23 protein-coding genes and 1 tRNA gene are annotated in these 25,157 nt (G+C 60.9%); 9 read left to right on the top strand and 15 right to left on the bottom strand.

Features of this window, described 5'->3' with window-relative positions; genetic code table 11:
* Window positions 1-3: 3 nt before the first annotated feature.
* The 4 genes from NKJ73_RS18975 to NKJ73_RS18990 are packed head-to-tail and all read right to left on the bottom strand — an operon-like array spanning window position 4 to window position 3,485.
* Entirely contained in the window at window positions 4-810 is an 807-nt protein-coding gene (locus tag NKJ73_RS18975; protein WP_352570589.1) for an alpha/beta hydrolase, read from the bottom strand.
* A 40-nt stretch (window positions 811-850) separates the two neighbouring features.
* On the bottom strand, window positions 851-1,747 hold the full coding sequence (locus tag NKJ73_RS18980; protein WP_023677887.1) for an HlyC/CorC family transporter: 897 nt from the start codon (window positions 1,745-1,747) through the stop codon (window positions 851-853).
* Window positions 1,744-2,886 carry a 3-dehydroquinate synthase gene (gene aroB / locus NKJ73_RS18985; protein ID WP_352570590.1) on the bottom strand — a complete coding sequence of 381 codons (1,143 nt, stop codon included), beginning with the start codon at window positions 2,884-2,886 and terminating at the stop codon, window positions 1,744-1,746. Before aroB ends, NKJ73_RS18980 begins: the two co-directional genes overlap by 4 nt.
* On the bottom strand, window positions 2,883-3,485 hold the full coding sequence (locus tag NKJ73_RS18990; protein WP_352570591.1) for a shikimate kinase: 603 nt from the start codon (window positions 3,483-3,485) through the stop codon (window positions 2,883-2,885). The genes aroB and NKJ73_RS18990 overlap by 4 nt, the downstream gene beginning before the upstream one ends.
* A 158-nt stretch (window positions 3,486-3,643) precedes the next feature.
* Between NKJ73_RS18990 and NKJ73_RS18995 the strand changes: the two genes are divergently transcribed.
* The 5 genes from NKJ73_RS18995 to NKJ73_RS19015 all read left to right on the top strand — a co-directional run bounded on the left by NKJ73_RS18995 (window position 3,644) and on the right by NKJ73_RS19015 (window position 7,579).
* Window positions 3,644-3,793 (top strand): hypothetical protein, encoded by a 150-nt coding sequence (locus tag NKJ73_RS18995; RefSeq protein WP_023677884.1) that lies wholly within the window; start codon window positions 3,644-3,646, stop codon window positions 3,791-3,793.
* A complete protein-coding gene (locus NKJ73_RS19000; RefSeq protein ID WP_352570592.1) occupies window positions 3,790-4,710 on the top strand; it encodes a site-specific tyrosine recombinase XerD in 921 nt (306 codons plus the stop codon). Before NKJ73_RS18995 ends, NKJ73_RS19000 begins: the two co-directional genes overlap by 4 nt.
* Before the next feature lie 99 nt (window positions 4,711-4,809).
* Window positions 4,810-5,760 (top strand): acetyl-CoA carboxylase carboxyltransferase subunit alpha, encoded by a 951-nt coding sequence (locus NKJ73_RS19005; protein WP_352457620.1) that lies wholly within the window; start codon window positions 4,810-4,812, stop codon window positions 5,758-5,760.
* 212 nt (window positions 5,761-5,972) lie between these two features.
* Entirely contained in the window at window positions 5,973-7,298 is a 1,326-nt protein-coding gene (locus tag NKJ73_RS19010; protein WP_352570638.1) for a L,D-transpeptidase family protein, read from the top strand.
* Between the two features lie 5 nt (window positions 7,299-7,303).
* Complete coding sequence (locus NKJ73_RS19015) at window positions 7,304-7,579, top strand: sulfurtransferase TusA family protein (RefSeq protein WP_352570593.1); 276 nt, start codon at window positions 7,304-7,306, stop codon at window positions 7,577-7,579.
* Between the two features lie 193 nt (window positions 7,580-7,772).
* On the opposite strand, the gene NKJ73_RS19020 is transcribed toward NKJ73_RS19015, so the two are convergent.
* Together NKJ73_RS19020 and NKJ73_RS19025 are read right to left on the bottom strand one after the other, a co-directional pair.
* Entirely contained in the window at window positions 7,773-8,900 is a 1,128-nt protein-coding gene (locus tag NKJ73_RS19020; protein ID WP_023677879.1) for a CobW family GTP-binding protein, read from the bottom strand.
* A gap of 4 nt (window positions 8,901-8,904) precedes the next feature.
* A complete protein-coding gene (locus NKJ73_RS19025; protein ID WP_352457638.1) occupies window positions 8,905-10,083 on the bottom strand; it encodes a D-alanyl-D-alanine carboxypeptidase family protein in 1,179 nt (392 codons plus the stop codon).
* A gap of 270 nt (window positions 10,084-10,353) precedes the next feature.
* Here NKJ73_RS19025 and NKJ73_RS19030 point away from each other — a divergent pair, with 270 nt between their 5' ends.
* Window positions 10,354-11,517 carry a M20 aminoacylase family protein gene (locus NKJ73_RS19030; RefSeq protein ID WP_352451192.1) on the top strand — a complete coding sequence of 388 codons (1,164 nt, stop codon included), beginning with the start codon at window positions 10,354-10,356 and terminating at the stop codon, window positions 11,515-11,517.
* Window positions 11,518-11,589: 72 nt separating this feature from the next.
* Here the strand turns inward: NKJ73_RS19030 and NKJ73_RS19035 are convergent, their stop codons facing one another.
* From NKJ73_RS19035 to NKJ73_RS19050, 4 genes are all read right to left on the bottom strand, one after another.
* Complete coding sequence (locus NKJ73_RS19035) at window positions 11,590-11,733, bottom strand: glycine zipper domain-containing protein (RefSeq protein ID WP_198023575.1); 144 nt, start codon at window positions 11,731-11,733, stop codon at window positions 11,590-11,592.
* Window positions 11,734-11,774: 41 nt separating this feature from the next.
* Window positions 11,775-12,065: a hypothetical protein gene (locus NKJ73_RS19040; RefSeq protein WP_352451191.1), complete on the bottom strand. Its 291-nt coding sequence runs from the start codon at window positions 12,063-12,065 to the stop codon at window positions 11,775-11,777.
* A 135-nt stretch (window positions 12,066-12,200) separates the two neighbouring features.
* Window positions 12,201-12,731: a hypothetical protein gene (locus tag NKJ73_RS19045; RefSeq protein ID WP_352570595.1), complete on the bottom strand. Its 531-nt coding sequence runs from the start codon at window positions 12,729-12,731 to the stop codon at window positions 12,201-12,203.
* Window positions 12,732-12,852: 121 nt separating this feature from the next.
* Window positions 12,853-13,179 carry a DUF1330 domain-containing protein gene (locus NKJ73_RS19050; protein WP_023677873.1) on the bottom strand — a complete coding sequence of 109 codons (327 nt, stop codon included), beginning with the start codon at window positions 13,177-13,179 and terminating at the stop codon, window positions 12,853-12,855.
* Window positions 13,180-13,518: 339 nt separating this feature from the next.
* Here NKJ73_RS19050 and NKJ73_RS19055 point away from each other — a divergent pair, with 339 nt between their 5' ends.
* The 3 genes from NKJ73_RS19055 to NKJ73_RS19065 all read left to right on the top strand — a co-directional run bounded on the left by NKJ73_RS19055 (window position 13,519) and on the right by NKJ73_RS19065 (window position 16,810).
* A complete protein-coding gene (locus NKJ73_RS19055) occupies window positions 13,519-14,211 on the top strand; it encodes a winged helix-turn-helix transcriptional regulator (protein WP_023677872.1) in 693 nt (230 codons plus the stop codon).
* A gap of 47 nt (window positions 14,212-14,258) precedes the next feature.
* Window positions 14,259-14,335: transfer RNA gene (locus tag NKJ73_RS19060), tRNA-Arg, on the top strand.
* Window positions 14,336-15,418: 1,083 nt separating this feature from the next.
* Complete coding sequence (locus NKJ73_RS19065; RefSeq protein WP_352570596.1) at window positions 15,419-16,810, top strand: UDP-N-acetylmuramoyl-tripeptide--D-alanyl-D-alanine ligase; 1,392 nt, start codon at window positions 15,419-15,421, stop codon at window positions 16,808-16,810.
* 373 nt (window positions 16,811-17,183) lie between these two features.
* On the opposite strand, the gene NKJ73_RS19070 is transcribed toward NKJ73_RS19065, so the two are convergent.
* The 5 genes from NKJ73_RS19070 to NKJ73_RS19090 all read right to left on the bottom strand — a co-directional run bounded on the left by NKJ73_RS19070 (window position 17,184) and on the right by NKJ73_RS19090 (window position 24,990).
* The gene (locus tag NKJ73_RS19070) at window positions 17,184-18,389 is read right to left on the bottom strand and encodes a TadE/TadG family type IV pilus assembly protein (protein ID WP_352570598.1); all 1,206 of its coding nucleotides are present in this window, start codon (window positions 18,387-18,389) and stop codon (window positions 17,184-17,186) included.
* Between the two features lie 175 nt (window positions 18,390-18,564).
* Complete coding sequence (locus NKJ73_RS19075; RefSeq protein WP_352451186.1) at window positions 18,565-18,990, bottom strand: hypothetical protein; 426 nt, start codon at window positions 18,988-18,990, stop codon at window positions 18,565-18,567.
* A 720-nt stretch (window positions 18,991-19,710) separates the two neighbouring features.
* Window positions 19,711-22,017, bottom strand: a complete 2,307-nt coding sequence (locus NKJ73_RS19080) for a CapA family protein (RefSeq protein WP_352570599.1) — start codon at window positions 22,015-22,017, stop codon at window positions 19,711-19,713.
* A 311-nt stretch (window positions 22,018-22,328) separates the two neighbouring features.
* Complete coding sequence (locus tag NKJ73_RS19085) at window positions 22,329-22,793, bottom strand: hypothetical protein (protein WP_352570600.1); 465 nt, start codon at window positions 22,791-22,793, stop codon at window positions 22,329-22,331.
* 46 nt (window positions 22,794-22,839) lie between these two features.
* Complete coding sequence (locus NKJ73_RS19090; RefSeq protein WP_352570601.1) at window positions 22,840-24,990, bottom strand: ATP-grasp domain-containing protein; 2,151 nt, start codon at window positions 24,988-24,990, stop codon at window positions 22,840-22,842.
* Window positions 24,991-25,157: the final 167 nt, after the last annotated feature.

Genomic DNA, 25,157 nt, shown 5'->3' on the forward strand with positions numbered 1-25,157 from the left:
ATTTCAGCCGAGGCTCGCCCTCAGGAAGGCCATCACCGCTGCGGTCAATGCATCGCCTTCGGTGCCGAAGTCGCGATTGATCGACATGTGCGAATAGGCGCTGCCGTCGAACAGTGTGACCCTGGTTCCGGTGGCGCGCAGACGCCCGGCGAAGGCCTGCGCGTCCGCCGCGCGGGCTTTCGCGCGCGAATGGGCGATGAAGGTCGGCGGGTGCTTGCGGCCTTCCACATAGGTGACAGGCGACAGCGCGCGCCACTGCGCCCGATCGGGAAAGGCGCGGGCATAGACCCCTGCCATGCCGCCGCTCCTGGCCAGTGCCTCCAGGTCGTAGGCCCTGGTGTCGTCGAGAACCAGCGCCGCGACGCCGGGCAGGCCGCCGCGCAGCCCGGTCAATGCGACGAGATGGCAGCCGGCCGAATGGCCCATGGCGACGATCCGGTCCGGATCGCCGCCATGCCTGGCGATGTTGGCGCGGACGTAACGATAGGCCAGTTCGACATCTGCCGCCTGGGTGGCGACGTCGGCTTCAGGCAGCATCCGGTAGTCGATCGAGACGAAGCCGAAGCCATTGTCGAGCAGGAAACCAGGCTTGGAATTGACATTGTTGCGGTTGCCGACCCGCCAGGCGCCGCCATGGACGAAGAAGACGACCGGCAGGCCGCTTGCGCCATCGCGGGAATAGATATCGAGCTTGGCCGGCCCATAGTCGAAGGTTTCGGGCGACGGCGAACGCGGCCGCAATGCCGCCGCCTGTCCCGGCAGCAGCGCCGCCATCGACGCCAGAAGCAGGCTTCGCCGATCGATCGTCATCAACTCCTGACTGCCCACGGCTGCCACAAGGTGCGCACTGTCATTCTCCAAGCATCGCCGGCTTGATCCTCAGCCGCGCGATACGGTTCTTGTCGCGCTTCATGACGACGAAGCGCTTGCCGTGAAACGTAAAGGCCTGCTTTTCGTCCGGGATCGACTGCGCCTCGTGGATGACAAGGCCGGCGATGGTGGTGGCTTCCTCGTCCGGCAGGTTCCAGTCGAGCGCCCGGTTAAGGTCGCGGATCGGCACCGTGCCGTCGACGACGACGGAGCCGTCGGCCTCCTGCTTGACGCCCTGGATGTCGATGTCGTGCTCGTCGGCGATCTCGCCGACGATCTCCTCGATGATGTCTTCCAGCGTCACCAGCCCTTCGACCTCGCCATATTCGTCGACGACGATGGCGAAATGCGCCTTGCGGCGCAGGAAGGCATTGAGCTGCTCCTGAAGCGTCGTGGTGTCGGGCACGAACCACGGTTTCGACGCGATCTTCATCACGTCGATCCTGGAAAAATCGTTGCCGACCTCGTTCAGCGCGCGCAGCAGATCCTTCGCGTGCAGCACGCCGACAATGTTGTCGAGCGAACCCTTCCATAACGGCATGCGGGTGTGCGGGCTCTGCAGGATCTCGCGAACCACCGCTTCGGGCGGGTCGTCAGCGTTGACGGAGCGCATATTCGTGCGGTGGACCATGACGTCCGACACTTCGAGCTCCTCGAGGTCGAACAGGCCGCCGATGCGGGCGCGGTCCTCGCGCACCACCTGGCCGTCGCGGCGGAAATCGTCGACGGCGCCGCGCAGTTCCTCGCGCGCCGAGCGCTGCGGCTCGATGCGTTGCAGCTCGTAGCCGAAGGCGGCGAGCAGGCGCCGGCGCAAGACGAAGCCCAGCAGGCCGAGGCCGGCGAGCACGGCAGCCGCGATCCAGCCGGCCTGGCTCATCCCGGGCGGCTTTCCTGCCGACCCGGATGGTTCTCCCGGAGGAACGCCAGCACTTCCGAGGCCGGCACATCCCGGGCGATAAAGGCCTGGCCGATGCCGCGCGTCAGGATGAAGGTCAGCGCGCCGCGCGACACCTTCTTGTCCTGGGTGATGAAGGAGAACAGCGTCTCGGCGTCGGGCAGTTCGCCTGGAATGTCGGCCATGCGCCAGGGCAGACCGACGGCGCGAAGATGCGCCTCGACACGCGCCGCGTCGTCGGGGCTCGCCAGATTGAGCCTTGACGAAAAGCGGTGCGCCAGCGCCATGCCGATGGCGACGCCCTCGCCATGCACGAGCCTTGCGCCGTCATAGCCGGTCGCCGCCTCCAGCGCATGACCGAAGGTGTGGCCGAGATTGAGCAACGCGCGGTCGCCGGTCTCGAACTCGTCGCGGGCAACGACGTCGGCCTTGGCACGACAGGCCTCGGCGATGGCCGCAGCCCGCTCCGGCCCGCCGGCGAACACTTGACGCCAGTTTTCTTCCAGCCAGGCGAAAAACTCGGGCCGGTCGATCAGCCCGTATTTGGCCAGTTCGGCATAGCCGGCGCGAAACTCGCGGATCGGCAGCGTGTCGAGCACTTCGGTGTCGGCCAGCACCAGCCTAGGCTGGTGGAATACCCCGACCAGGTTCTTGCCGCGCTTGCTGTTGATGCCGGTCTTGCCGCCGACGGAGGAATCGACCTGCGCCAGCAGCGAGGTCGGAACCTGCACGAAGTTCATGCCGCGCCGCGCGATGCCGGCGGCAAAGCCGGCGAGGTCGCCGACGACGCCGCCGCCGAGCGCGATGACGACGTCGCCGCGCTCCAGCTTGGCGGCCAGCACGCCGTCGACCACCTCTTCGAGATGCGCAAAGCTCTTGGTCTTTTCGCCTGGCGGCAACGTGATGACGGCATGTTGGATGCCACCGCTTGCCAGGCCGGCCGCAAGCGTCGCGAGATGCGCGGCCGCGACGTTTTCGTCGGTGACGACCGCCGCCCGCGTGCCCGGCAGACGGCGCGAAATCTCGGCGCCGGCGCGTGACAGCAGGCCGGGACCGATCAAAATATCGTAGGCACGCTCGCCAAGCCCGACTTCGACAGAGACCGTTGCATCAGCGCTCACGACCGCACCTCGTCAATGTCGGCAACGCCGAGATGGCCGCGCAGCGCGTCCACCACTTCGGCGGCAATGATCTCCTTGCGGTCGTCGCGGGTCGGCACGATGACATCGGCCGCGGCATAAACCGGGTAGCGTTCCGCCATCAGCCGTTCCAGCACGGCGCGTGGATCGGCGCTTTTCAGCAGCGGCCGGTTCTGTTTCTTGGAAACGCGCTCCATCAACAGGTCGATCTCGGCTTTCAGCCAAACCGACACGCCATGGCTGGCGATCGCCTCGCGCGTCTGCGCGTTCATGAAGGCGCCGCCGCCGGTCGACAGCACCTGCGGCCCGTGCTCCAGCACACGCAGGATGACGCGCTGCTCCAGTGCTCGGAACTCCGCCTCGCCATAGCGCTCGAACAGGTCCGGGACGCTCATGCGCGAAACAGTTTCGATCTCCTGGTCACTGTCGATGAAGGGCAGTGCCAGCATCGCCGCCACCTTGCGGCCGATCGCCGTCTTGCCGGCGCCCATCAGCCCGACAAAGACGATGGAACGGCCGCCCAGCCGGCCGAGCAGCGCGGCATGGCTCTCGCCCGGAGAATTTGCTGGTAGCGCGTTCATGCTTCTAGGGCCTCTTTGCCGGCGTATCGACATCAAAAGCCTGTTTGCGTCAAGCGCGGCGCAACCGGGACTATGGGCTTCACCCTTGAATTGGCCGGATTGGCGTCTCATAAGGGCACAGGGTTGGAAATGCAGAATAAGACGACGGGCGAAAATTAATGCCAACACTGTTTCGCTTTGTCGTGACGCTCGCGATTCTGGCCGGCATTGTCTATGGCGCGATGTTCGCCCTGGTCATGTTCGTCGAGCCGAGGAAGGCGGAAATGAGCGTGCGTATCCCTCCGGAAAAGCTCAATCCCAAAAAATGAACAGCGCCGCCCGCATCGAAGCTTTCCTGGAGATGATGAGCGCCGAGCGCGGCGCCGCCGAAAACACGCTTTCCTCCTATCGCCGCGACCTCGAAGACGCTTCCGCCGGGATCGGCGGTGGGCTTGCCGCTGCCACCAGCGCCGACATCCGCGCCTATCTCGACGACATCGCCGCGCGCGGCTTTGCCGCCACCTCGCAGGCGCGCAAATTGTCGGCGATCCGGCAGTTCTTCAAGTTCCTCTACGCCGAAGGCCTGCGCGGTGACGATCCGACCGGCACGCTGGACAGTCCGAAGAAGGGCCGGCCGCTGCCTAAGACGATGAGCGAGGCCGACACCGGCCGGCTGCTCGACCGTGCCGCGCAGGAGGCAATGGACCCCTCCCTGCATGACGGCGACAGCCTGGCGGCGCTGCGCCTGCACGCGCTGGTCGAGGTGCTCTACGCCACCGGCTTGCGCGTTTCGGAGCTGGTCGGCCTCCCCGTGACGGTGGCGCAGCGCGACGACCGCTTCTTCATGGTCCGCGGCAAGGGCAACAAGGAACGCATGGTGCCGCTGTCGGCCAAGGCGCGCACCGCGATGCGGACATGGCTTGCCGCACGGGGGGCGGCGGTGCCGGCTCTTGCCGACAGCCCGTTCCTGTTTCCGGCTGCCTCCGACAGCGGCTATCTCTCGAGACAGGTCTTTGCCCGCGAGCTGAAAGGGCTTGCCGCTCGGGCCGGCATTGCCACGGCGAAGATATCGCCGCATGTGCTGCGCCATGCTTTCGCCAGCCATCTGCTGCAGAACGGCGCTGATCTCAGGGCCGTGCAGCAGTTGCTTGGCCATGCCGATATTTCAACGACGCAGATCTACACGCATGTGCTGGAGGAGCGGCTGGTGCTTCTGGTCAACGATCATCATCCGCTTGCCGACTAGGCGTCATGCCGCTATGTGAGAACGACGTTCCACCGCGCCCAGCCTGCATTTTCAGGCTTGCGTCAGTCATTGCCTTCCGACTTGCCGGTCCGCCCAAGAATGTACAATTACCTCGATTTCGAAAAGCCTGTGCAGGATCTCGAAGGCAAGATCCTTGAGCTGAAGAAGCTTGCCGAGAACGGCGAGGCGGTCGATGTCGGCGATGAGATCGCCCGTCTCGAGAAGCGCTCGCGCGATGCGCTGCGCGACGCCTACAAGGCGCTGACGCCATGGCAGAAGGTGCAGGTGGCGCGCCATCCGGACAGGCCGCATTGCATCGACTACATCAAGGGCCTGCTTACCGATTTCACGCCGCTCGCCGGCGACCGCAATTTCGGCGAGGACCAGGCGATCGTCGGCGGCTTCGCCCGCTTCCGTGGCGAGCCGGTGGCAATCATCGGCCAGGAGAAGGGTTCCGATACGACAAGCCGGCTGAAGCATAATTTCGGCTCGGTGCGGCCGGAGGGCTACCGCAAGGCGGTGCGGTTGATGGAACTCGCCGACCGCTTCCAAGTCCCGCTGCTGACGCTGGTCGACACGGCCGGCGCCTATCCGGGCGTCAACGCCGAAGAGCGCGGCCAGGCGGAAGCCATCGCCCGCTCGACCTCGGCCTGCCTTGGCCTGAAGGTGCCGTCGATCTCGGTGGTGATCGGCGAAGGCGGCTCGGGCGGCGCCATAGCGATCGCCACCGCCAACCGCGTCTACATGCTCGAACACGCCATCTATTCGGTGATCTCGCCGGAAGGCGCCGCCTCGATCCTGTGGCGCGACACCACGCGGTCCAAGGACGCTGCGACCAACATGAAGATCACGGCGCAGGATCTGTTGGAGCTGAAGATCATCGACGCCATCGTCGCCGAGCCGCTCGGCGGTGCCCATCGCGCCCCCGAAACGGTGATTGCCGCCACCGGCGACCTCATCGCCAGGACGATGAAGGAATTCTCCGGCGCCAACACCGACTTCCGCGAGCATCGCCGCGAGAAATACCTGGCGATGGGCCGCAATCTATAACATCCGGCAGGCACGCGGCCCGAAATGTGGCGGCGTGAAGCAGTTTCGCCACAAAAATGCCGCCGCATTCGGCTCAGTGGGCTTGCCGTAAGGGGACGCGCCAGCATGATTGCAGTAAGGAATTTTCAAGGTTAACGGGCTTAGGGTCCGTCAGTGGTCAGTTTAGCAGCCGCGGCATCCGCGGCGCAGAGATGAAGACGATAGCCATATCCATGTTTGCCAAGCTTGCCCGCACCGGAGTTCTGATCGCTGCGATCGGCGTCGCCGGCTGCAATGACGCTTCGATGAAGGATTTTGCGCCGCAAGCCAACAAGCCGCTGCCGGACAAGATCCTGGCCGAGATGAAAGCCAAGGGCATGGTCCGCACCTCCTCGGTGATGGCCCGCATCTTCAAGGAAGAAGGCAAGCTCGAAATTTGGAAGGCCAAGACCAACGGCCGCTACGACTTGGTCGCCAGCTACGACATCTGCAAATGGTCGGGCAAGCTCGGGCCGAAATTCACCGAAGGCGACCGCCAGGCGCCGGAAGGCATTTACACGGTCCGCCCGGCACAGATGAATCCGCGGTCGAATTACCACCTGTCCTTCAACATCGGCTACCCGAACGCCTATGACCGCGCCAATGGCCGCACCGGTTCCAACCTGATGGTCCATGGCGCCTGCTCGTCGTCCGGCTGCTATTCGATGACCGACGCGCAGATCGAGCAGATCTACGCCTTCGGCCGCGACGCCTTCCAGGGCGGCCAGACCGAGTTCCAGATCCAGGCTTTTCCGTTCCGCATGACCGCAGCCAACATGGCGCGCTATCGCAACGACCCGAACTACGAATTCTGGAAGATGCTGAAGGTCGGCTACGACAATTTCGAGGTCACCAAGGTGCCGCCGAAAGTCGACGTCTGCGAGAAGCGCTACGTCTTCAACCAGGTAGCGGCCGACGGCTCGACCTTTAATCCGACCGGCGCTTGCCCTGTGACCACCCAGCCCGATTCGCTGAAGAGCGCCATCAACGCCTATCAAAGCACCTATGAGGCGGCCTTCAACGGCGCCGTCAAGGCCAGCGTGCCGGCACCCAAGCCAACCATCGCCGGGATCAAGGAAGCCAGCATCGTTTCCGACTGGTCGAAGCGGCGTGCCCGCGGCGAACGCGTTCCGATCGAGCCGCCCTCGCTCAACCCGGACGGCACCGTGGCCGAAACGGCGCGCATGGGCCGCATCGATTCGCCGGCGGGCCGCAAGATGGCGGCGCTCGATGCCGAAAAGGCCGCCAAGCAGAAGGCCGAGGAACAAAGGCTTGCCGCCATAGAAGCGGCCAAGGCCGCGAAAGAGGCAGCCAAGGCACGGGCCTTGGCCGAGAAGGAAGCTGCCAAAGCCCAGGCGCTCGCCGAAAAGGAAGCTGCCAAGACCGCCGCAGAGATGCCTGTCGCCACCGCCACCGTAGCGCCATCGGACGCCGCCCCGGCAGTCGAAACGCAGGCTGCGGACGCCGAAAGCACGGCGACAAGGTTGAAGAAAAAGCTGCTCGGCATGTTTGGCGGCTGAACTTCATGCTTGAGCAAGAAGATGGGGGCCAAGAACACAGGCCCTCAACCAGCCCCGCCGCCGTCTACGACCTCAAAGGCCTGAACTGCCCGTTGCCCGTGCTCAAGGCAAAAAAGCGCCTGGCCGCAATGCAGCCGGGCAGCCGGCTGTGGCTCGAAACCACCGATCCGCTCGCCGTCATCGACATTCCCGCCTTCTGCACCGAGACCGGCCATCGGCTGATCGAGACGACGGCGATATCGGGCGGCCACCGCTTCCTGGTCGAGTGCGGGATCGGCTGAGTCTCGACTTAGCTCGTTCTGGCGAAAGCGGCTGAGCGGGATAATCTCCCCCTTGAGGGGGAGATGGCCGGCAGGCCAGAGGGGGTTGCCGCGCGTGAAGCGCCAACCTTTTCTCTCGTCCCACAGGGCGTCGCGCCAGCCGAGGCGACCCCCTCTGTCGCCTTCGGCGACATCTCCCCCTCAAGGGGGGAGATCACGATCCGGCAATAGCCAGCGGGTTGCTTTCCAGTGCTGCGCGATCCGGCGTGTCGATCGACGGCCGGTTGGTGAAGGCGGCGAACAGCCGCCGGACATAGTCTCCGGGCATGTCGAGCGTGATCAGCACCAGTCTGGTGCCGCGCTGGCTGTCCGGCCAGGCCGGCAGTTGCACCGGCGGATGCAGGATCTTCTGCACGCCATGGATAACCAGCGGCCGCGACGGGTCTTCTGCAAGCTCGATGACGCCTTTCATCCGCAAAAGGCGCTCGCCATGCGCCGAGCGCAACAGATCGAGGAACATCTCGATTGCCGAAAACGGCACCGGCCCGTCATGAACCAGCGAATACGAACGCACGCGGGAATCGTGCCTGTGGTCATGGTGATCATGGTCGGCATGGTCATGCCCGTCGTGATCATGCCCGCCGTGGTCATGCCCGCCGTGGTCATGGTCGTGGCCGGCTTCTTCGCCGAGCCAACGCTGCACATCGACGGATTTGGTGGCCGGATTGTAGAGGCCGCTATCGAACAGGGTCGCGGTGCTTGCCTCGCCGGCGTCGAGCACCACGGCGCCCGGGTTGAGCTGCCTGAGCCGCGCCCGCAACGCCTCGACATCGCCTGCATCCGTGGTCAGGTCGGCCTTGCTGAGCACGATGCGATCGGCGACGGCCACCTGCTTCACCGCCTCGACATGCGCATCGAGCGTCGCATTGCCGTTGACGGCATCGACCAGGGTGATGACGCCGTCGAGCCGGAAGGCCTGGACCAGGGCCGGGTGTGCCATGATCGACTGCAGTACGGGGGCGGGATCGGCGAGCCCGGTGGTTTCGACGATGACGCGGGCAAGCCGGTCGATGCGGCCGGTCTGCAGGCGGTCGACGAGGTCAGCCAGCGTGTCGACCAGCTCGCCGCGCACCGTGCAGCAGAGACAGCCGTCGGAGAGCTGGATGATGCCGTCGGAGGCCTGCTCGACCAGGAGATGGTCGATCGCCACCTCGCCGAACTCGTTGATGATGACGGCGGTGTCGGCGAGCGCCGGATCCCGGAGCAGCCGATTGAGCAGCGTCGTCTTGCCGGCACCGAGAAAGCCGGTGAGCACCGAAACGGGGATCGGGAAACCGGCCATGCGGCTAGTTCAGCGCCTTGGCCGGCTGCTGGACCTGCGCGGCGGTGGCGGATCCGGCCACAACTGGCTCGGCGCCGGCCGGCGGCGCCCGGTCCGGCCGCCATGTCGGCAGCGGCACGTCGGCATATTCCTGCCCGGAGGCGTCGAGCATCGCCTTCGGCTTCGGTCCCGTGGCGCCGCCGAGGCCGACGGCGATCAGCGTCGGTACATGGTCGAGCTTTTCCTGATAGGGCGATTTCGGCACGTCCTTGCCCTTGTCGCCGACGGCGGGTGCGGTTTCCGACTGCTCCTCGACCGGCTTCTTCTTGCAGATTTCGTCATTCATGTCGTTGGCCGACATGGTGTCGCCATAGGCGGGCAGCGCCGCTACCGTCAGCCAGCTCGGCGCCGGCGTTGCAAAGCCCTGGTCGAGCAATTTTGCCGCCGCCTCGGCGCGGGTAATGGCCGATTGCTCGCCGAGCACTACGGCGACCAGGGTGCGGCCGTTGCGGGTCGCCGAGCCGATCATGTTGAAGCCGGACGAGCAGACGAAACCCGTCTTCATGCCGTCGGCACCCGGATAGCGGCCGATCAGCAGGTTGTAGTTGGAGATCGCCTTCTTGCCGACGGCAAGGCCTTCGATCGAGAACCAGGGGGCATATTGCGGAAATTCCTTGCGAATCGCCATCACCAGCAAAGCGAGATCGCGCGCTGTCGTATACTGGTCCGGCGAATAGAGCCCGTTCGGATTGACGAAATGGGACCCGCTCATGCCGAGCCTCTGCGCTTCGGCGTTCATGCGTTCGGCGAAAGCCGCTTGCGAACCGCCGATATTCTCGCCGACCGCCATGGCGATATCGTTGGCCGATTTGACCAGCATCATCTTCAGCGCATTGTCCAACCGCATCACCGAGCCCGGGTTGAAGCCCATTTTGCTCGGCGGCTCGCCGGCAGAATGTTTCGTTACCTTGATCGGCGAATCGAGCTGGACCTCGCCCGCGGCAATCGCCCGAAACGCCACATAGGCGGTCATCAGCTTGGTCAGCGAAGCCGGGTACCAGCGCCTGAACGCCTCCTGGTGCTGCAGGATCTTGCCGCTGTTCAGGTCGAACAGGATTGTCGGATTGGCCAAGGCAGGCCCGGCCAGCGCCGCAAGCACCACCGTGCCCGCCACCAACAGTTTGAGGAAATGCCTGTAGCGCATCATGAAAACCGAAATAGCCTCTTGCCGCAGTCCCACCTGGCTCCGTAAGATTTCGTTACACGATCGCCAGGATAATGGTCCGGCCCTCTGTTCCCGGACCACAGTCGCGGTGCTATTTACTCTATGTGACGTCAACATGGCAAAGTGCTGCCGATCACAATGTGGAAGCAGCAGCACAATGCAAAGCAGCGTGCATGGTTGCAAGGCAGCAGGCACAATTGCAAAGCAGCAGGCCAAGACCGCCTGCTCCAACAGCGAAATGGAACCATCATGCCGATCCTGAACCGAGCCGCCGAAATGCAGGACGAGGTGGCCGGCTGGCGCCGCCATTTGCACCAGACGCCGGAGCTGAATTTCGACGTCTTCAAGACCGCCGCTTTCGTCACCGAGAAGCTGAAGGCTTTCGGCTGCGACGATATCGTGACGGGTTTGGGCAAGACCGGCGTCGTCGGCATCATCCGCGGCCGCCACGGCGAAGGCTCGACCATCGGCCTGCGCGCCGACATGGATGCCCTGCCGCTCAACGAGATCACCGGCAAATCCTATGCTTCGACCGTCCCCGGCAAGATGCACGCCTGCGGTCATGACGGCCACACCGCGATGCTGTTGGGTGCCGCCAAATACCTCGCCGAAACGCGCAATTTCGCCGGCTCCGTCGCGGTCATCTTCCAGCCGGCCGAAGAGGGCGGCGGCGGCGGCAACGAGATGGTCAAGGACGGTATGATGGAGCGCTTCGGTATCTCCAAGGTGTTCGGCATGCACAACATGCCGGGCCTGCCGGTCGGTCAGTTCGCCATCAGGCCGGGTCCAATCATGGCGGCGACCGCCGAATTCACCATCACCGTCAAGGGCCGGGGCGGCCACGCGGCGATGCCGCACGGCACCATCGACCCGATCGTCATCACCAGCCAGCTTGTCGGCGCATTGCAGACGATCGCCTCGCGCAGCACCGATCCGGTCGAGGCGGTGGTCGTCTCGGTGACGAAATTCCACGCCGGCGACGCCTATAACGTCATTCCCGAGACGGCCGAGATCGCCGGCACCGTACGCACGCTGAAGAAGGAGGTCGCCAAGAAGGCCGAAGAGCGCATCCGCGCGCTTTGCCAAGGCCTGGGCGCTGCCTTCGGCGCGACAATCGAGGTTGATTACAATGCCAATTACCCCGTCACCTTCAACCATCCGGAAGAGACGGTCTTTGCCAGCGACATCGCGGCCGACGTCGCCGGCGACAGCCATGTGCACCGCGCGATCCAGCCGGTGATGGGCGGCGAGGATTTCTCCTACATGCTTGAAGCGCGGCCGGGCGCCTTCATCTTCATCGGCAATGGCGATACCGCCGGCCTGCACAACCCAGCCTACGACTTCAACGACGAGGTCATCCCGCACGGCATGAGCTATTGGGTGAAGCTGGCGGAAACGGCGCTGGCGGCGTAGCCGTTCGGCATCGGCGGTGCGGCAACCGCCGCACCTCTGGGCGGCAAAACCGGGCAGGACATGCTCTGCTGGTCACTTCCGGCCGGACGACTTCCGGGCAAGGCCGAAGGCAATGCCCAGAGCAATACCTATACCGATGCCCGCAACAATGTTGTCCAACACGACGCCGATAGCCACGCCGATCACGACGCCGAGTGTGAGGTGTTTGGCATCCATTATGCCCGGTCATGTAGCGTGGAAGGGAAGAGCCGCAACCGCTACGGTCCGCTCTTCGGATCCTCGACCTCCAGCGCCTCCATGACCGGCGCCAGCTCATTGTCGTCGGCAGCCTGCGGCTCTTCGCCTGTCCTCGCCTTCGTCAGGGCTGCCTCGATCGCCTCCTGGATATTGCCGAGCTCGTCTTCGCGAACCTCGTGGCCATAGCCGGCAGCGTCGGCATCCTGTTCGAATTGCTGCGCCAGGACGGCGACGCTCACCTCGCTCTCGGCCGGCAGATTGCCGACATTCTCCTGCAGCCAGGTTTCAAAGAACTCTTTGGTCGCGCTCATGCGGTCTCTCCTTCGGGACACTAAAGCGCGCCGGCATCCCGAAAGTTCCGCTATCTGAGCCGTCTTTGCGCCCGTTGCCGGCTGCCCCGCAATTCAGCGCGGCCAGGCGGCGTTGGCGCCGCCTGGCTCGGCTGCTTACTGGCTGGCAGCAGTCGTCGGTTCACACGACACGTTCGGGTTCATATCGGCGAACGCGCCGGTCGGGTTGCCCTTCCAGGCCCAGACATGCAGCTCGTAGAACGGACCGAGGCCATAGCGATTGGGCGCACTGTTGAAGTTGAACAGATGTCCGTCGAGCGAGGCCGGGCCTTTCGAGGTGATGTATTCGACCGCGATCAGTTTTAGCGTGCCGTCGGCCATCGGCTCGTACATGACGGCTTCAGGCTTGGCGACATCGACCGCGTCGTCCTTGAGGTAGCCCGGATTGACGTAATGGATGCCCATTGCGCCGCCGGTGATGCCGCTGGCGCAAGGAATGGGCGCATAGCCCTCAGCGGTCGCCGCCGCCACATTCTCGAAGCGGCTGTTGGCCGCGCGTACCTTGTCGGCCAGCGGATTGGGACCGGACGCGGGCGCTGCCTGATGCGCCTGCGCCAGCGCAGTGCAGGCCGACAGCAGCGCCGCGGCAGCGAGAACTCTATTGCGAAAGTTGATTGTCATAGTCATTCCATTCTTCTTGAAAAGCACAGCCCGGCCGGCCGCCGGAAGTAAGGAGGTCCGGCAGGTGGGCGCTGTGGCTGTTGTTGCTGGGAGATCCCTATCCCGATGCGACGAATGCAGGGGAAGATCATCCCTTCGGCAGATACGGGATGGTTCCGGCCAGATCGGAGTTGTCGATCAGCTGGAAACGGCTGTCGCTGCCGCCCTGACGGGCCGAAACGAACGGCGCGTAGGCAGGATCGTCGGTGAAGGCGCGCGCCGCGGCCTCGGTCGGGAACGCCATCAAGGCAATCAGCGTCGTGTCGAGCGGCTTGCCTTCGAGCGTCTTCACATTGCCGCTGCGCGACAGATATCTGCCGCCGTGCTTGTGAACGAGGTCGTGGACTGACGCGGCATAGGCCGGCATCCACTTCGGGTCCCTCACCTTGATGTCTGCGATAACGTAAGCGGTCATGGGTCATGTCTCCTGGTCGTGCACAGGGGTATCCCGTGCAGCGGCCAAGGGCTCGCACGGCAAGGCCGGCGCCAGCCAGTCCGCGATCTGTACTGGTGTGGCGAATCCGAAATTCGCATTCGCTTTGGAGCAACGCAGCGAGCGAATTTCGGATTCAAAAGCCACACCAGCAAATGCTTGGATTTCCAGTGTGGTTTTGGATTTGAAGTTCCTAACGCTGATGCCACCCAGAAAGCAGGAACTTCAAATCCACCACACTGGGCCGGTACAGTTTCTGTACTCGCCGCGCCGCCGGGAAAGGCCTATGGTCCCGGCTGAGTTTGAGGGGAAGGCAACGTCGTGACCCAGTCCGGATACAAACAGTTCTGCCCGTTATCGATGGCCGCGGAGGTGCTGTGCACCCGCTGGACCATGGTTCTGCTTCGCGAATTGGTGGCAGGCTCGACCCGTTTCAACGATCTGCGCCGCGGCGTCCCCAAAATGTCGCCGACCCTTCTGTCGCAACGCCTCAAGGAGCTCGAGCTGGCCGGGATCGTCGAGCGCAAGGAGGTGCGCGGCGAGAAAGGCATCTTCGAATACCGGATGACCGAGGCAGGCAGGGATCTGCGTTCCGTTGTCGAGGCGATGGGCTTTTGGGGGCAGAAATGGGTCGAGTCGCGGCTGTCGCTGAAGAACCTCGATCCGTCGCTGCTGATGTGGGACATGCGGCGCAATCTCAACGCGTCGCCGCTGCCCGACGGCCGCACGGTGATACAATTTCTATATCAGGAGCTCCCCGCCTCGAAACGGTCATGGTGGCTGATCGTCGAGAAGCACGGCGAGGTCGACCTCTGCTGGTACGACCCGGGCTTCGATGTCGATCTCTACGTCTCGACCGACCTGCACACCATGACCGAAATCTGGATGGGGCTGATCACCGTCGAGAAGGCAGGGACGAAAGTCATCTTGACGGGAGACCAGGATATCGCCCGTAAAATGCAGACCTGGCTGGGCCTGAGCCCGTTCGCGGTCGAACCCAAGCGAGCGGCCTAGCTGCCTCTTGGCGAAACGTCCCGAAGCGGTTATGTGTCGGGCGCGATGGTCCCGTAGCTCAGTAGGATAGAGCGGCAGATTCCTAATCTGTAGGTCACAGGTTCGATTCCTGTCGGGATCACCACGTTTTTCAAGCACTTAGCGCGAAATCGCCGCACTTTTTTTGCAGGATTTTTGCGAAATAAGTACGGCGAATTTCGCAGACCTTCAGACTTTGGGCACACATATTCCAGGGCGAAGCGGCCCAAAACCGCTGCGAAGCGCGGCGCTACGATGCCTAAATCGAGGTAGGTAATCGTTGTTCCCAATCAACTTGCCCGTTTTTCGACGCACCGAGACGACGGACGACAGCCGCTACCGACCGTCAGCGTCGACGTCTCCTTGGCGGCGCCGAAAGGTCTCGCTACTTCGTCGTTCAATCGAGACCGCGGCGAGTAAGAATGCGAACATCGGCATCATCGATCACGAGGTCGAACTCGACTCGTGTGTCCATCCGTCCCCTTAGGGCGGATTGTCCACCAAAGTCCGCATCATAGGGGGAATGGACGCGCCCGGTCTGGCGGCTAGAGGAACGGAACGCTATCATTTTATTGTATTAGTAATGACGCATGAAATGGCCTACAATTGACTCTACCCGGCAGCGCCACTGGCAGCCGGTAGGCCCGGCGGCCCGCTGGAACCCCCGATCGGCTGTCGGCCCGTCCCCATGAAAGTTACGTGCGGTGGCGACCAACGTGAGACGAGATCGAACCAACAACCCCGCAACCGGCATCAAGGGCAAGCGCCACGGGCCGCCGGCCAACGACGAAGCAGGATATTTCGAGTTCTGCCCCGTTTGTGGCCAGACGTTCGACAAGCGAAACCTTGGCGAGGTGCTGCATCACTGTCTCCCCGACCATGAGCCGTTGAACTCGATGAATAGGTGACTAGCGTTCGAACAGATGGTTTCGCTCATCCAAGATCGTGATCGGTCCCAACCAGACGATCTCAAAAGTGATTGCGGATGTGGTCGTTAAAGTAGTGGGCTTGGCGAAGGCCGCTTTGAACCCGGCAAAGGTCTCAGGTGGTACCCGGAACCATTGCACATTGAGCGGAATTGGCTGAAAGTGATCGAACCACAGGACAGGGATGTCGGACGGCCACCTATTCAAGGTGGCCGGGGCGCGGGTTAACGTGATTCGGGTCGATCGGCAGGACAGGGGGAGAAATGCACCCTTGGACGAAGGCTGAGCTTGCGGAGATCACCGGAGGCATATGGGAAGGCGAGTTGCCGGAAGCCTGGACGACCGACTGCATAGCCTTCTGCGACGCACTGATCGGCCCCGGCGCGCTCGTCATCCCGCGCGTTGGCACCTACCGTTACGGAGTACACCCCAGGAAGATCAGGCGCTTCAGGCGACAGGGGCTCGCGCTCCTCGCGGACCGAGAGTACCGGCCCAACTTCGAAGGCTTGCCGTTGCTCCGGGTGGCTTCGGTCCGCGTCGCCATGAAGTATCTCGCCGAGCGAGCGCGGTCTGCTTACGGCGGACGCCTGATCGCGGTTGGCGGCAGCGTCGGCAAGACGAGCACCACGGCGATGATCAACGTCATTCTCACCGCAGCTGGTTATCCACCTTTTCCGGGCGAAAACTTCAATACCGTCTCCGGCGTGCTCGGCCTGATCGCCAACCTTCCCCCTGATGGCATCCACGCTGTCGAGGTGTCGATTGGCTTTTTTCGGCGGCTCCTTGAGGTATCTGCGCTCAAGCCGCATGTCGCTCTTATCACGACGATCGGCGACGCCCATCTCGAAGAGTACGGCTCGCGTGAGGCCATCGCCAAGTTGAAAGCCCGCCTGTACGATGTCGCTGAGGGCGGCACTGCGATCATGCCTCGGGATTCCGAGCATTTCGAATATCTCCGAGCCCGCGCGCTGTCGTTCGGGGCGAAGGTCGTGTCCTTCGGTGGACATGCTAAGGCCGACTACCGGCTCGTGGACTATTCGCACGAAGATCAACTGGTGCGTGCGGTCCTGAAGGGCCGGGATTTCGCCTACAAGCTAGGTAATCCAGGGCGGCACATGGCAGTCAACAGCCTCAGCGCGCTGGCGGCTGTCGATTCGCTCGGCCTTGATCTGGGAGCTGCGACCAATGCGCTCGGGGAGGTGCAGGCCATCCACGGACGTGGCGAAGTCATACGCATCGCCCTCGCGTCCGGCGAGATCCATGTCGTCGATGAGGCCTACAACGCGAATCCGACATCGGTGGCCGCCGTGCTGGCGGCACTCGCTGAGGGGAAGCGCGCAAGTGGGGGCCGAAAGCTTGCCCTTCTTGGCGACATGCGGGAACTCGGGCCACGATCGGCCGAATTTCACGCCGGTCTGGCGGAACCCGTTCTCGCGGCCGATCTGGATATGGTGATCACGGTTGGGACGCAGATGACATATCTCCGTCGTGCCCTGCCGGAGTACCTCCTCGGCCCACACTTCGCGACAGCAGACGATGTGTTGCCCGAGCTCGCCACTATCCTGCGCGCGAAGGACCGCCTTCTTGTGAAAGCTTCGAATGCCATGGGTCTGCATGAAGTTGTAACTCGCTTGCGCCGGCAATTTGGACGCTAGTCCGCCGCGATATAGCATCGGTGTTTGAGGAGTGCCCGAAACGTTGAGATTCGTCGAATTTCGCTGTTTTTTTGGACCAAAGCAGAAAAATTGACCGGAGATCAGCTCCGCCCATGACTGGTTCCACTACCAAACAGTCTCAGGCACTTGGCGGAAAATTGTGCTTCGCCGCCTGATTCGATCTGTGCTGCCTCCGGGTGACCAGGGTAGCGCCGGCTGGACGCCGCCAACCGAAGAGCTGCGCACAGTCATGCCCGCTCGGTCATTTCGGCCATGCATATAACGGCAGCCGCCGGGAATGGTTGGTTGGTCCGAGCCCAATGCAGCAACAACAAAGATTAGCCCTGTGCCGAGCACTGACATCAGTATTGCTTCAGCGAAGGAGCACTATTCCTAAGTCTCCAAGGCCTTTCGGCGGAGTCGCACCATACCAGTCCAGGGCCACACTCGAGTTGCCACTATAGAAAAATTGCCACGCAACAATCCAACCTGAGTTGGCAGTCGACTTCAGGTCTGTTGTCCCTCTCATCCGAAAACGATGATGGGGCAGGTAGATAGCCCCTTCAATTAAGTAGTTTTTGTTTCCGGACAATGAGACCGTGGGCACAGAGGGCGTAACTGTGCGTGACCCGAAGATAGCGATGCCAGCGTAAATGCCACTCGTGGGAGCCGAAATCCTTACGCCACCTTTGCCTGCTGACTGAATAATGCTTGACTCGGAGTCAACGAATATCGTGACTTCGTCGCCCGAGAGATTCACATGGCTGCCGATGCTCACTGTTGCGTTCTGAAAATAGTGAACTCCGGGAGAAAGAACGACATTTCCATCGAGGTCAATGTTTCCACAGAACACCCGGCCGGCCGGAATGGTAACATCGGTCAGCATCTGATCACTGTAGTCGCAGCCGTTCGGTGGAACGGGCTGCGGTAGATCGACAAGGGGGTCTGCAAGTTCGGGTTGGTTGGTTTTCGGGATGATGGTGTAACCGCCGCCTTGGTAATTGCCCACTATAGAGATTTTTCTGGCGACAATCTTTCCGGTTCCAACGTGCCTCAGTGCCCTTGGACTGGAGGAATTCACTTGGATACCGCAGTTTGCCACCGAAAGCCCCCCGGAACCCATTACCGTCAGCGCTCCATTTGAGGCAGGATCGAGGACATAGAAGCAATAATCCGGCGCGGCTTTTCGGGCCGTTGCCGCCGCGTGAAGGTTAATGCTCCGAATTCCAGCAAGACTCATGAAAGCGGTTGGCATTCCAGCTGAGATTTCAACCGCCGCCTCTCGCGTCCCAGCAGAAGGAGTGGTGATGCTCACCCCAACGACAGCGCCGGTCACGAAGGAGCCATTGGCCAGCGCCCAATTCTTCGCGGCCTGGACGGCTGCTTCGTTTCCTCCGTCGCTCTCGACAGCAACAAGAGCCGCCGAATCGGCTATCTCCTGCAGCTTGGATCTCCAGGAAGCGGCGTTGGTAAAGTCAATGCTAAGGCCGAGGGCCAAGCCCAGTGGCACCACCATTAAGGCCATCGCGACGGCAAAGTTCCCCCGTTTTTCGGGCGGCAGATCTTTCAGTCTCCGCATCCAGAAGCCCTCTCTTAAGAGCAACTTAGACCGAAGATGGTTTAGAATTTACTAAATTAGAACAACAAAACGCAGCGGCAATTCACGCTCGGCAAAAAGGCGATGCAAGCTGTCTCGCTGCTCATTGAGCTGAGTGAAACGCGGCAGACCTTGAAGTCAGCGATGTGCTAATTCTTTACTTAAGGCCGAAGACTTGCTGAGCCTGGTCAGACTGCAACAAGTCGCGTGCCGAATGTCCGACACCCGGCAAAATCACGAGACGCCAATTGAAAGGCCACCCGTTAGCGGTCGCGACAGCTTGCGCCAGCTCAAAAGTGAACTGCCCCCGATCCAAACGCGTCTCTCCTTGGCGCATAGCAGCTGCGCTTTCGTTTAGATCGACATCGCCAGTGTCGTCTTCTCCAAGATAGATCGTTAGAGGCAAAGCCAGATAGGCCTTCAACTCCTGAGAGGCTTGATCCGGCGTATAGACGCAGCCCGAGGAGAGACATCCCAGCCCGTAGGCTGCCGCCTCTGCTAGGGAAGGCAATACGTAGGTCGACGGATTGGCTACGACCACTCTCTTGGCATCCGACAAGGCAAATGCTGCAACACGCGACATGAATTGACCTCCCGCCGAGTGCCCAAAAAGGTAGTACTGGGCAGTCGGCAGCCCCTCTCGGGCCCTCGCCCAGTTTACCAAGCCCTTCACGTACCAGACAGTCCACCTGTCCCGAGGTTGAATTGTGCCCGAGTTGACAATGCCTCCCCGCTGATAGCTCCAGCCTGGGAACCTTTCCAGGTCGAAAAGCGGCGCCATAACGATCAGGCAATTTCGATCCGCAAGAGGCTGCGCGTAGTCTCGGTAGGATTCGGCCGTTCGGCTTAGTCCATGGAATACGAACAGGATCGATGGATTGGCACAGTTCTTCGGATGATAGGTGTATACTGTCAACTTTATGCCGTTAATAGTTGCTGAGGTCGTACCTTTGCCGACCTTCCAGGCAAGTACTTGGCCTGAATACGTCAGACTACAGCCTAAGACGACTGCCCCTAACAGACGGATTAGAAATCGCACCTGTCGCTCCCATGGACGATCCCGCAGGGATGACATACCCCATTAGCGGCAGCTAAACAAATCAAAACCGGCTGAGCAGTAAAGAGTTCGTTCCTCCACGTCTGGTCCTCGCAATGTTCGCAAGCGACGCCTCCGCGGCACCTCAGCTTCCTGCGTGACAGGGTATCGGCTCCTTGTTTTGTCGGCACGTATCGCTCGCGCCGCCATTGCGATCGAGGAACCCAGTGCAAATCCGCGTACGGCATACGCATGAGCTTCGGAGCCTCACGCCAGTGCAGGGATGGCCAATCTAAGGCATCTGTCTTGAACGGCTACGACAACATCGGCGAGTCCAGGCGACAACGCCAGCAACCGATCGATTGTCGCGCGACCGGCTGCTCCTCCCATTATCTTTGGTTGGTAGTCGAGGCGCGGATCTCTGTTTTGAACGTAAACTGGATAAATATCTAAACGGATCTGCTTCGCACCAAAGTGGAAGCAAGGCAGAATGGACTCCCCTTTGCTGTTTCCGGACCCAAATGCAAAATTGCCGACACTGTATAATATCGGCCGACCATTATAAATCTCGATCGGCTGAAGGATGTGGGGATGATGGCCGATGACTGCGTCCGCACCCAGGTCGATAAATAGCCGTGCTTTCATGCGGTCTTGCTCGGTAGGTTGGCGCTGGTATGGCAAACCCCAATGTACCATCACGGCGATCCGATCGACCAGTGGACGAAGTTGGGCCAGATCACGCTCGACGAATTCGGGCACATCTTGTGCGGAGCCTGGAAGTTCGCCACGAGCCGCTGTTCGACGGTTCCAGTAATATCCGAGAAGTCCGATGCGGATATCTGCGCCATCAAAAATCGCCGGGTGGTAAGCAGAGCTCTGGTTCCTACCACCACCGTACGGTTGGATATACTGTCGCTCTAACGTGGCTAGCGTCTCAACCACGCCACCCCGACCGCAGTCTTGAATGTGGTTATTCGCGACAGTCATGGCAGCGAAGCCTGCACGACGTAAGACAGAGGCTGACTTGGGGTCCACTTTGTATGAGTAGTTCCGAGTGGTATCTGCTTTCTCAGAGATGGTGGAGAACGGCCCCTCAAGGTTTCCCGTTATCAAAGCGCAGCGTCTAAAGATCGGCCTGACCCAGGCGAAGGCATAGTCTGGGCCAAACCTGCGGATACGATGACGCATCCGCATCCCGGTCATCACATCTCCGACCGCCGCCAAATGGTACGGAGCGCTGGCGGACGAAGAGAGGAACTGTTCAAGTTGGTCCGGGTCGATGAGATCGATGTCATCCGGAATTATGACCTCTGAAAACTTCTCGCGAATTTTTACAACATGGCGCCGGACTTCTTCCGATTCACTGAGGCGGTAAAGGGGTGGCTGAACGGAGGGTGCCAACAATGTCTCAACCGCTGAAGAACTAAAGCCGATCCCACGCTTCTCAAAAACGCTTCGGATCAGTGTTTCGTAACGGCTACTGAATCTCATTCGGTCTGCATGAAGCAAACACGAGGCAAAGCTCTTCGGAAGTGACCTGAGGGCGCGCGTTCGAATTCCGGAAGGAGCATACGGGCTATCAGAAAGTCGTCCCAGCGCCAAAAGGGCAGCTACAACTAACGAAATGCAAGTAAGTTCGTCTCCCGGAAAAGCCTTGTGTAGGTCCCACATTGTCGCCGCTATGACTTGCGCGACCAGCGCGTCCGGCGGTGGCATCTCGGCGTCGTCCATACGCGAATCATTGGCAAGAGTATCCGATGGTACGAACTCGGCATCATGACGGAGGTGCCAACACCATACGTAGGGAGTCGACAGCATCGCGGCCGCAAAGTATGCGCTCAAGGCGTACTCAAGGGGACCAGGCCTACTGAAACTGGCGCGCGGTGCATGCAGCCTGTCAGCTTGGATGTCAGCGGTATGGCGCACCACGTGAAACCCGAATGCCTGATATATGAAACTGGCATTGTGCGAGGGGTCGCACAGATAAGCACCGCCTGAAATTCGTGGAAGCCACCCTTCCGCTGTGACCGCACGCCCCGGGCCGAACAGCAATTCCCCACAGAGGGGGATCGAAAAATCATCGAGATTTTCGATTCTTGCTGGATATCGGTATTTGGTCCCTTTGAGCGGCACCAACCTAAGCAGATCCCCGTTAACTCCCCCTTGTTTCGGCTGGTGCGCATTAACGATCGCTCTGACCTTCGGCAACGGGCCCTCGCCGAGTGAACGCAGCACTTCGTTCACTCGATGAGCTATCAAGGAGACGTGGTAGTAGACGTTGACTTGGCCGAAGCGTGCCGCGGCCTCACAACCTTCCTGTTCACCAAGAATTCCGCCGCCGAAAGGCTTGAAAACATAGTTACCTTGCTTGTCGGGCAGTGCTTCGCCCATCTCACCCGTGGGCCAGTGAACATCCGTGGCTGGATGACCGATTACGTCCACGTATCGCCCACGCAGCCCTTGCCTCCCCGTGTTTTGGCAAAGATAAGGCAGTTCGACCTCGGTTGAATGCACCCGGCCACCAGTAAAATCTGAATCGCAACGCTCCCAGACGTAAACAGATCCAGTCGCCATCTTTTTCCCCAAAGCTACTGCTTCTTCTGCGAACGCTGAGACGCAAGAATTCACAAGTCTTGCGCTCCGCAATCCTGCGAACCTTTCGCCGGCGGGTACTGAAATTGATCGAAAGGACATGCCGTCGGTTGCCCTGAGGCCAACTCTCTACAGGGCGTGGAGATTGTCCTTCAACATGCTCTGAGGCCGCATTTTCGCTCCATGGTGGGAAGCTGGATCCGAGTCTGCAGCCCAGCTTCCGGCAGCGTTTTGGCCTCAATTCGCCTGCCCCTGATGGGGGCTACACAAATCAATCTCCTGACGAGGCACATCTATCCGATGCTTGCGACCGGCTTTTTCTTCTCTCCGCTTATTCGAGCTGCCTTACTGAGGCCGCCTGCTGAACCGTTATTCTCACCCGATCCAGCGAGCTCTTGCCGAGCACTCTCCAATGCCTTCGCCGCAGATCCCTCCTTAATCACCTTAAGTTCTTCCGCGACCATATTTGATTTTATGAGACGCCACTTGTCGAGGGAGGCGGCGCGCACGAAGCCGTAAGCCGATGGCATACGGATCATCAGCCAGCCTAGTTTCAACAATTCCTCCGTGAAGCCTCTCACGAACGCCGCCCCGCCGACACGCCGTCCAGTCAGGCGCCTGAATGTCTTGTACGACATTCTTGCACGGGTTCGCGGCTGTCCCGCTTTGTTTGTGGTGCGTTTCAAAGTCAAAGCAACGAGTGTCGCCGCATCACTTAGCGAAACACTCGGTGTTGCAGTCGGCGAAACAGTGTTCATAACCTTACTCTCCTTAGCTTGAGCAGAATCGATAAACTCATCACTGCTATCGAACGTCGTTCGTCTCGGGCCGAACTGAAGGAAACGGGGCCACTTCATCGAACCAGCCATCCTTTTTTGCCAAATACGACATTGCCATTGCGTGCATGGCAGACCTTATTTGCTGTGGCCGCGACTGAGACATAGATGCGAGGGGTTCCGCGGCTAGCTCACCAGATCTCGACAAAAGCGCCATTTTGGCACCCGATCCGTCAGTGCTCCATCTCAAAGTTAGAACCAAACCACCACTCTGTAGGTGCCGACGTAGGTCGGTATCAGTATCAGGCTCGGAACTGACCAATATTAGTCGTGTGGTCGGCAAGGTCGACAGCGCACGGCGGGGCCATTCATCTTCGCTGTTGACAATGAAATAGCCCTGGTTGCCGCACTGCAACACTCGCTGAGCGAGATCTTCGAGAACTGTACCATTGTCTGCATCCGTTCGAGTCATCGAGACCGCACGGCAAGCACCCAGACAAAGACCGCTCGCCCAAAGTCTGTCCGGAGAGGCTGCATAAACCAGGGCTTCCAGGAACGGGTCTCTGGCCAGCATTTGCGGGGTTGTCCGCCGCCCAAATTCCTGGGGTACAGTGTTGATGTAAGCGCCTCTTTTCGACAAGAGACCAACTCTTCGCCCTTCCGCCTGGAACCGATGATCGATTGCTGTCGCCACCGCACCAGTGTGTCGATCGCCGATGACGAGTACGGTGGCAATTTCCGAAGAGCCCGGCTCATTGTACATATTGGCCAGGATTATCTCACTCACATCTCTCGAGGTCCCCGCTCGCGGCCAAAGATGAAACTCGATCCCCGGCCGTGCATTTACCTCGATGACAGTACACCCGACCTCTTTGTATGATCTTGCAATATCGGGCATGATGAGATCTATCCCGGCAATGTTAAGGCCGATGACTCTCACGATGCGCTCGCACAGTTGCATGTTATCTGGATGAACGGAGTTTGTAACATCGACCGGGACGCCTCCACGGGCGAGGTGGCCGGTAGGTCGGAGAACCAAAGGCTGCCCGGAAATTGGGACGGACTCCAGCGTAAGACGACGCAAGGCTAGGTGCCGTAGCAGCTCATCGTCAATCTCTACAGGAGAAAGACGTCTCCCATCTCTGTCGGGTTCTCGGTTCAAATCATGAATCAGGTCAACTATCGTTTTTTCACCGTCGCCAACGACTTGGGGCGGGCAACACATGACCGCCGCCACGAGATGATAGTCAACGACTGTCGCTCGAAATTCCGGGCCGGCGATGAACTGCTCAACCAAGACGCCAAACCGCTCTGACTGAGTAACGTCGTGCGCTATATCGAATGCAGCCTCAACTGCACGGCGTCCCCGCAGTTTAACCGAGACTCCCCGACCCTGATTTCCCTGAACCGGTTTGACCACGACGGTCTTACCCAGCTGTTTGGCGGCAGCGACGGCCTCAGGTTTGGTGCGAACGGTAATCTGACGGGGTACTGTGATCCCCGCTTGCGCCAAAAGTCTGTTGCCCAGCCTTTTGTCCAAGGCCACCTTCGCCGACGCAAACGATGTAGAGCCCGATATCGTTGAGAACAGCTGCTTCTGGTGCTTGCCTTGGCCAAGGCGAAGGTGGTTACGGGCAATGAATTCGAACGGGATGTGATTTCTCTTAGCTGCAGCTACAAGCACAGCGGTCGAATTTGAAAGACGTCGTCTCTTCGCCCGTTCCAGGTTTAGCTCCCGAGTCTGAGCGTATTTCGCTGCCCCGTCCTCGCCTCGCGCCGCCTCACCTATCGCTTCAACGACAGCCGAAGCAGCCGCGCGCGACATCTGCGGGTCATCCGACTCCCAAATGATTGCAAGATGGCTTTCGGACGGATCGCCTATTAGCGACGCCGTCGGCGAAAACGAATAGAAATTCATCGCGCGGCGAAGCTCAAGATCAGCGGACAGGATTGCGTCGGCAATGTAGCGAGGGACCAAAGCGTTTTGTGCACAACCGGGAAACATTTCGGACAGCGCTGAGTGAGCCAGCGCAGTAAAATCGGAGATGCAAGAAACCGCTAGCCGCCCGATATTCAGGGTTAATTTGACCACCGTGTTCGTGCTATGCACATTAAGTCCCGATAGCACCTTAAAACTGACAATCTCAATTTGTCCCAACTCTTCAGATAGGCTGACCATAACCCCACTTTTGACCCCGGATGTTCACGCTCCGCCTGCTTTTCGACCGTCGCCCACAATACAGACTTCCTGACCACGCTTCCGCTGCAGCCACTTCAAATGCATCTCGAAACGGGCATCGCATCGATGGGCATGAGCGGCTTCGGCAAGACCCGATGTGAAGGGGC

This window comes from Mesorhizobium sp. M0074 (assembly GCF_040322975.1).
Classification (GTDB): domain Bacteria; phylum Pseudomonadota; class Alphaproteobacteria; order Rhizobiales; family Rhizobiaceae; genus Mesorhizobium.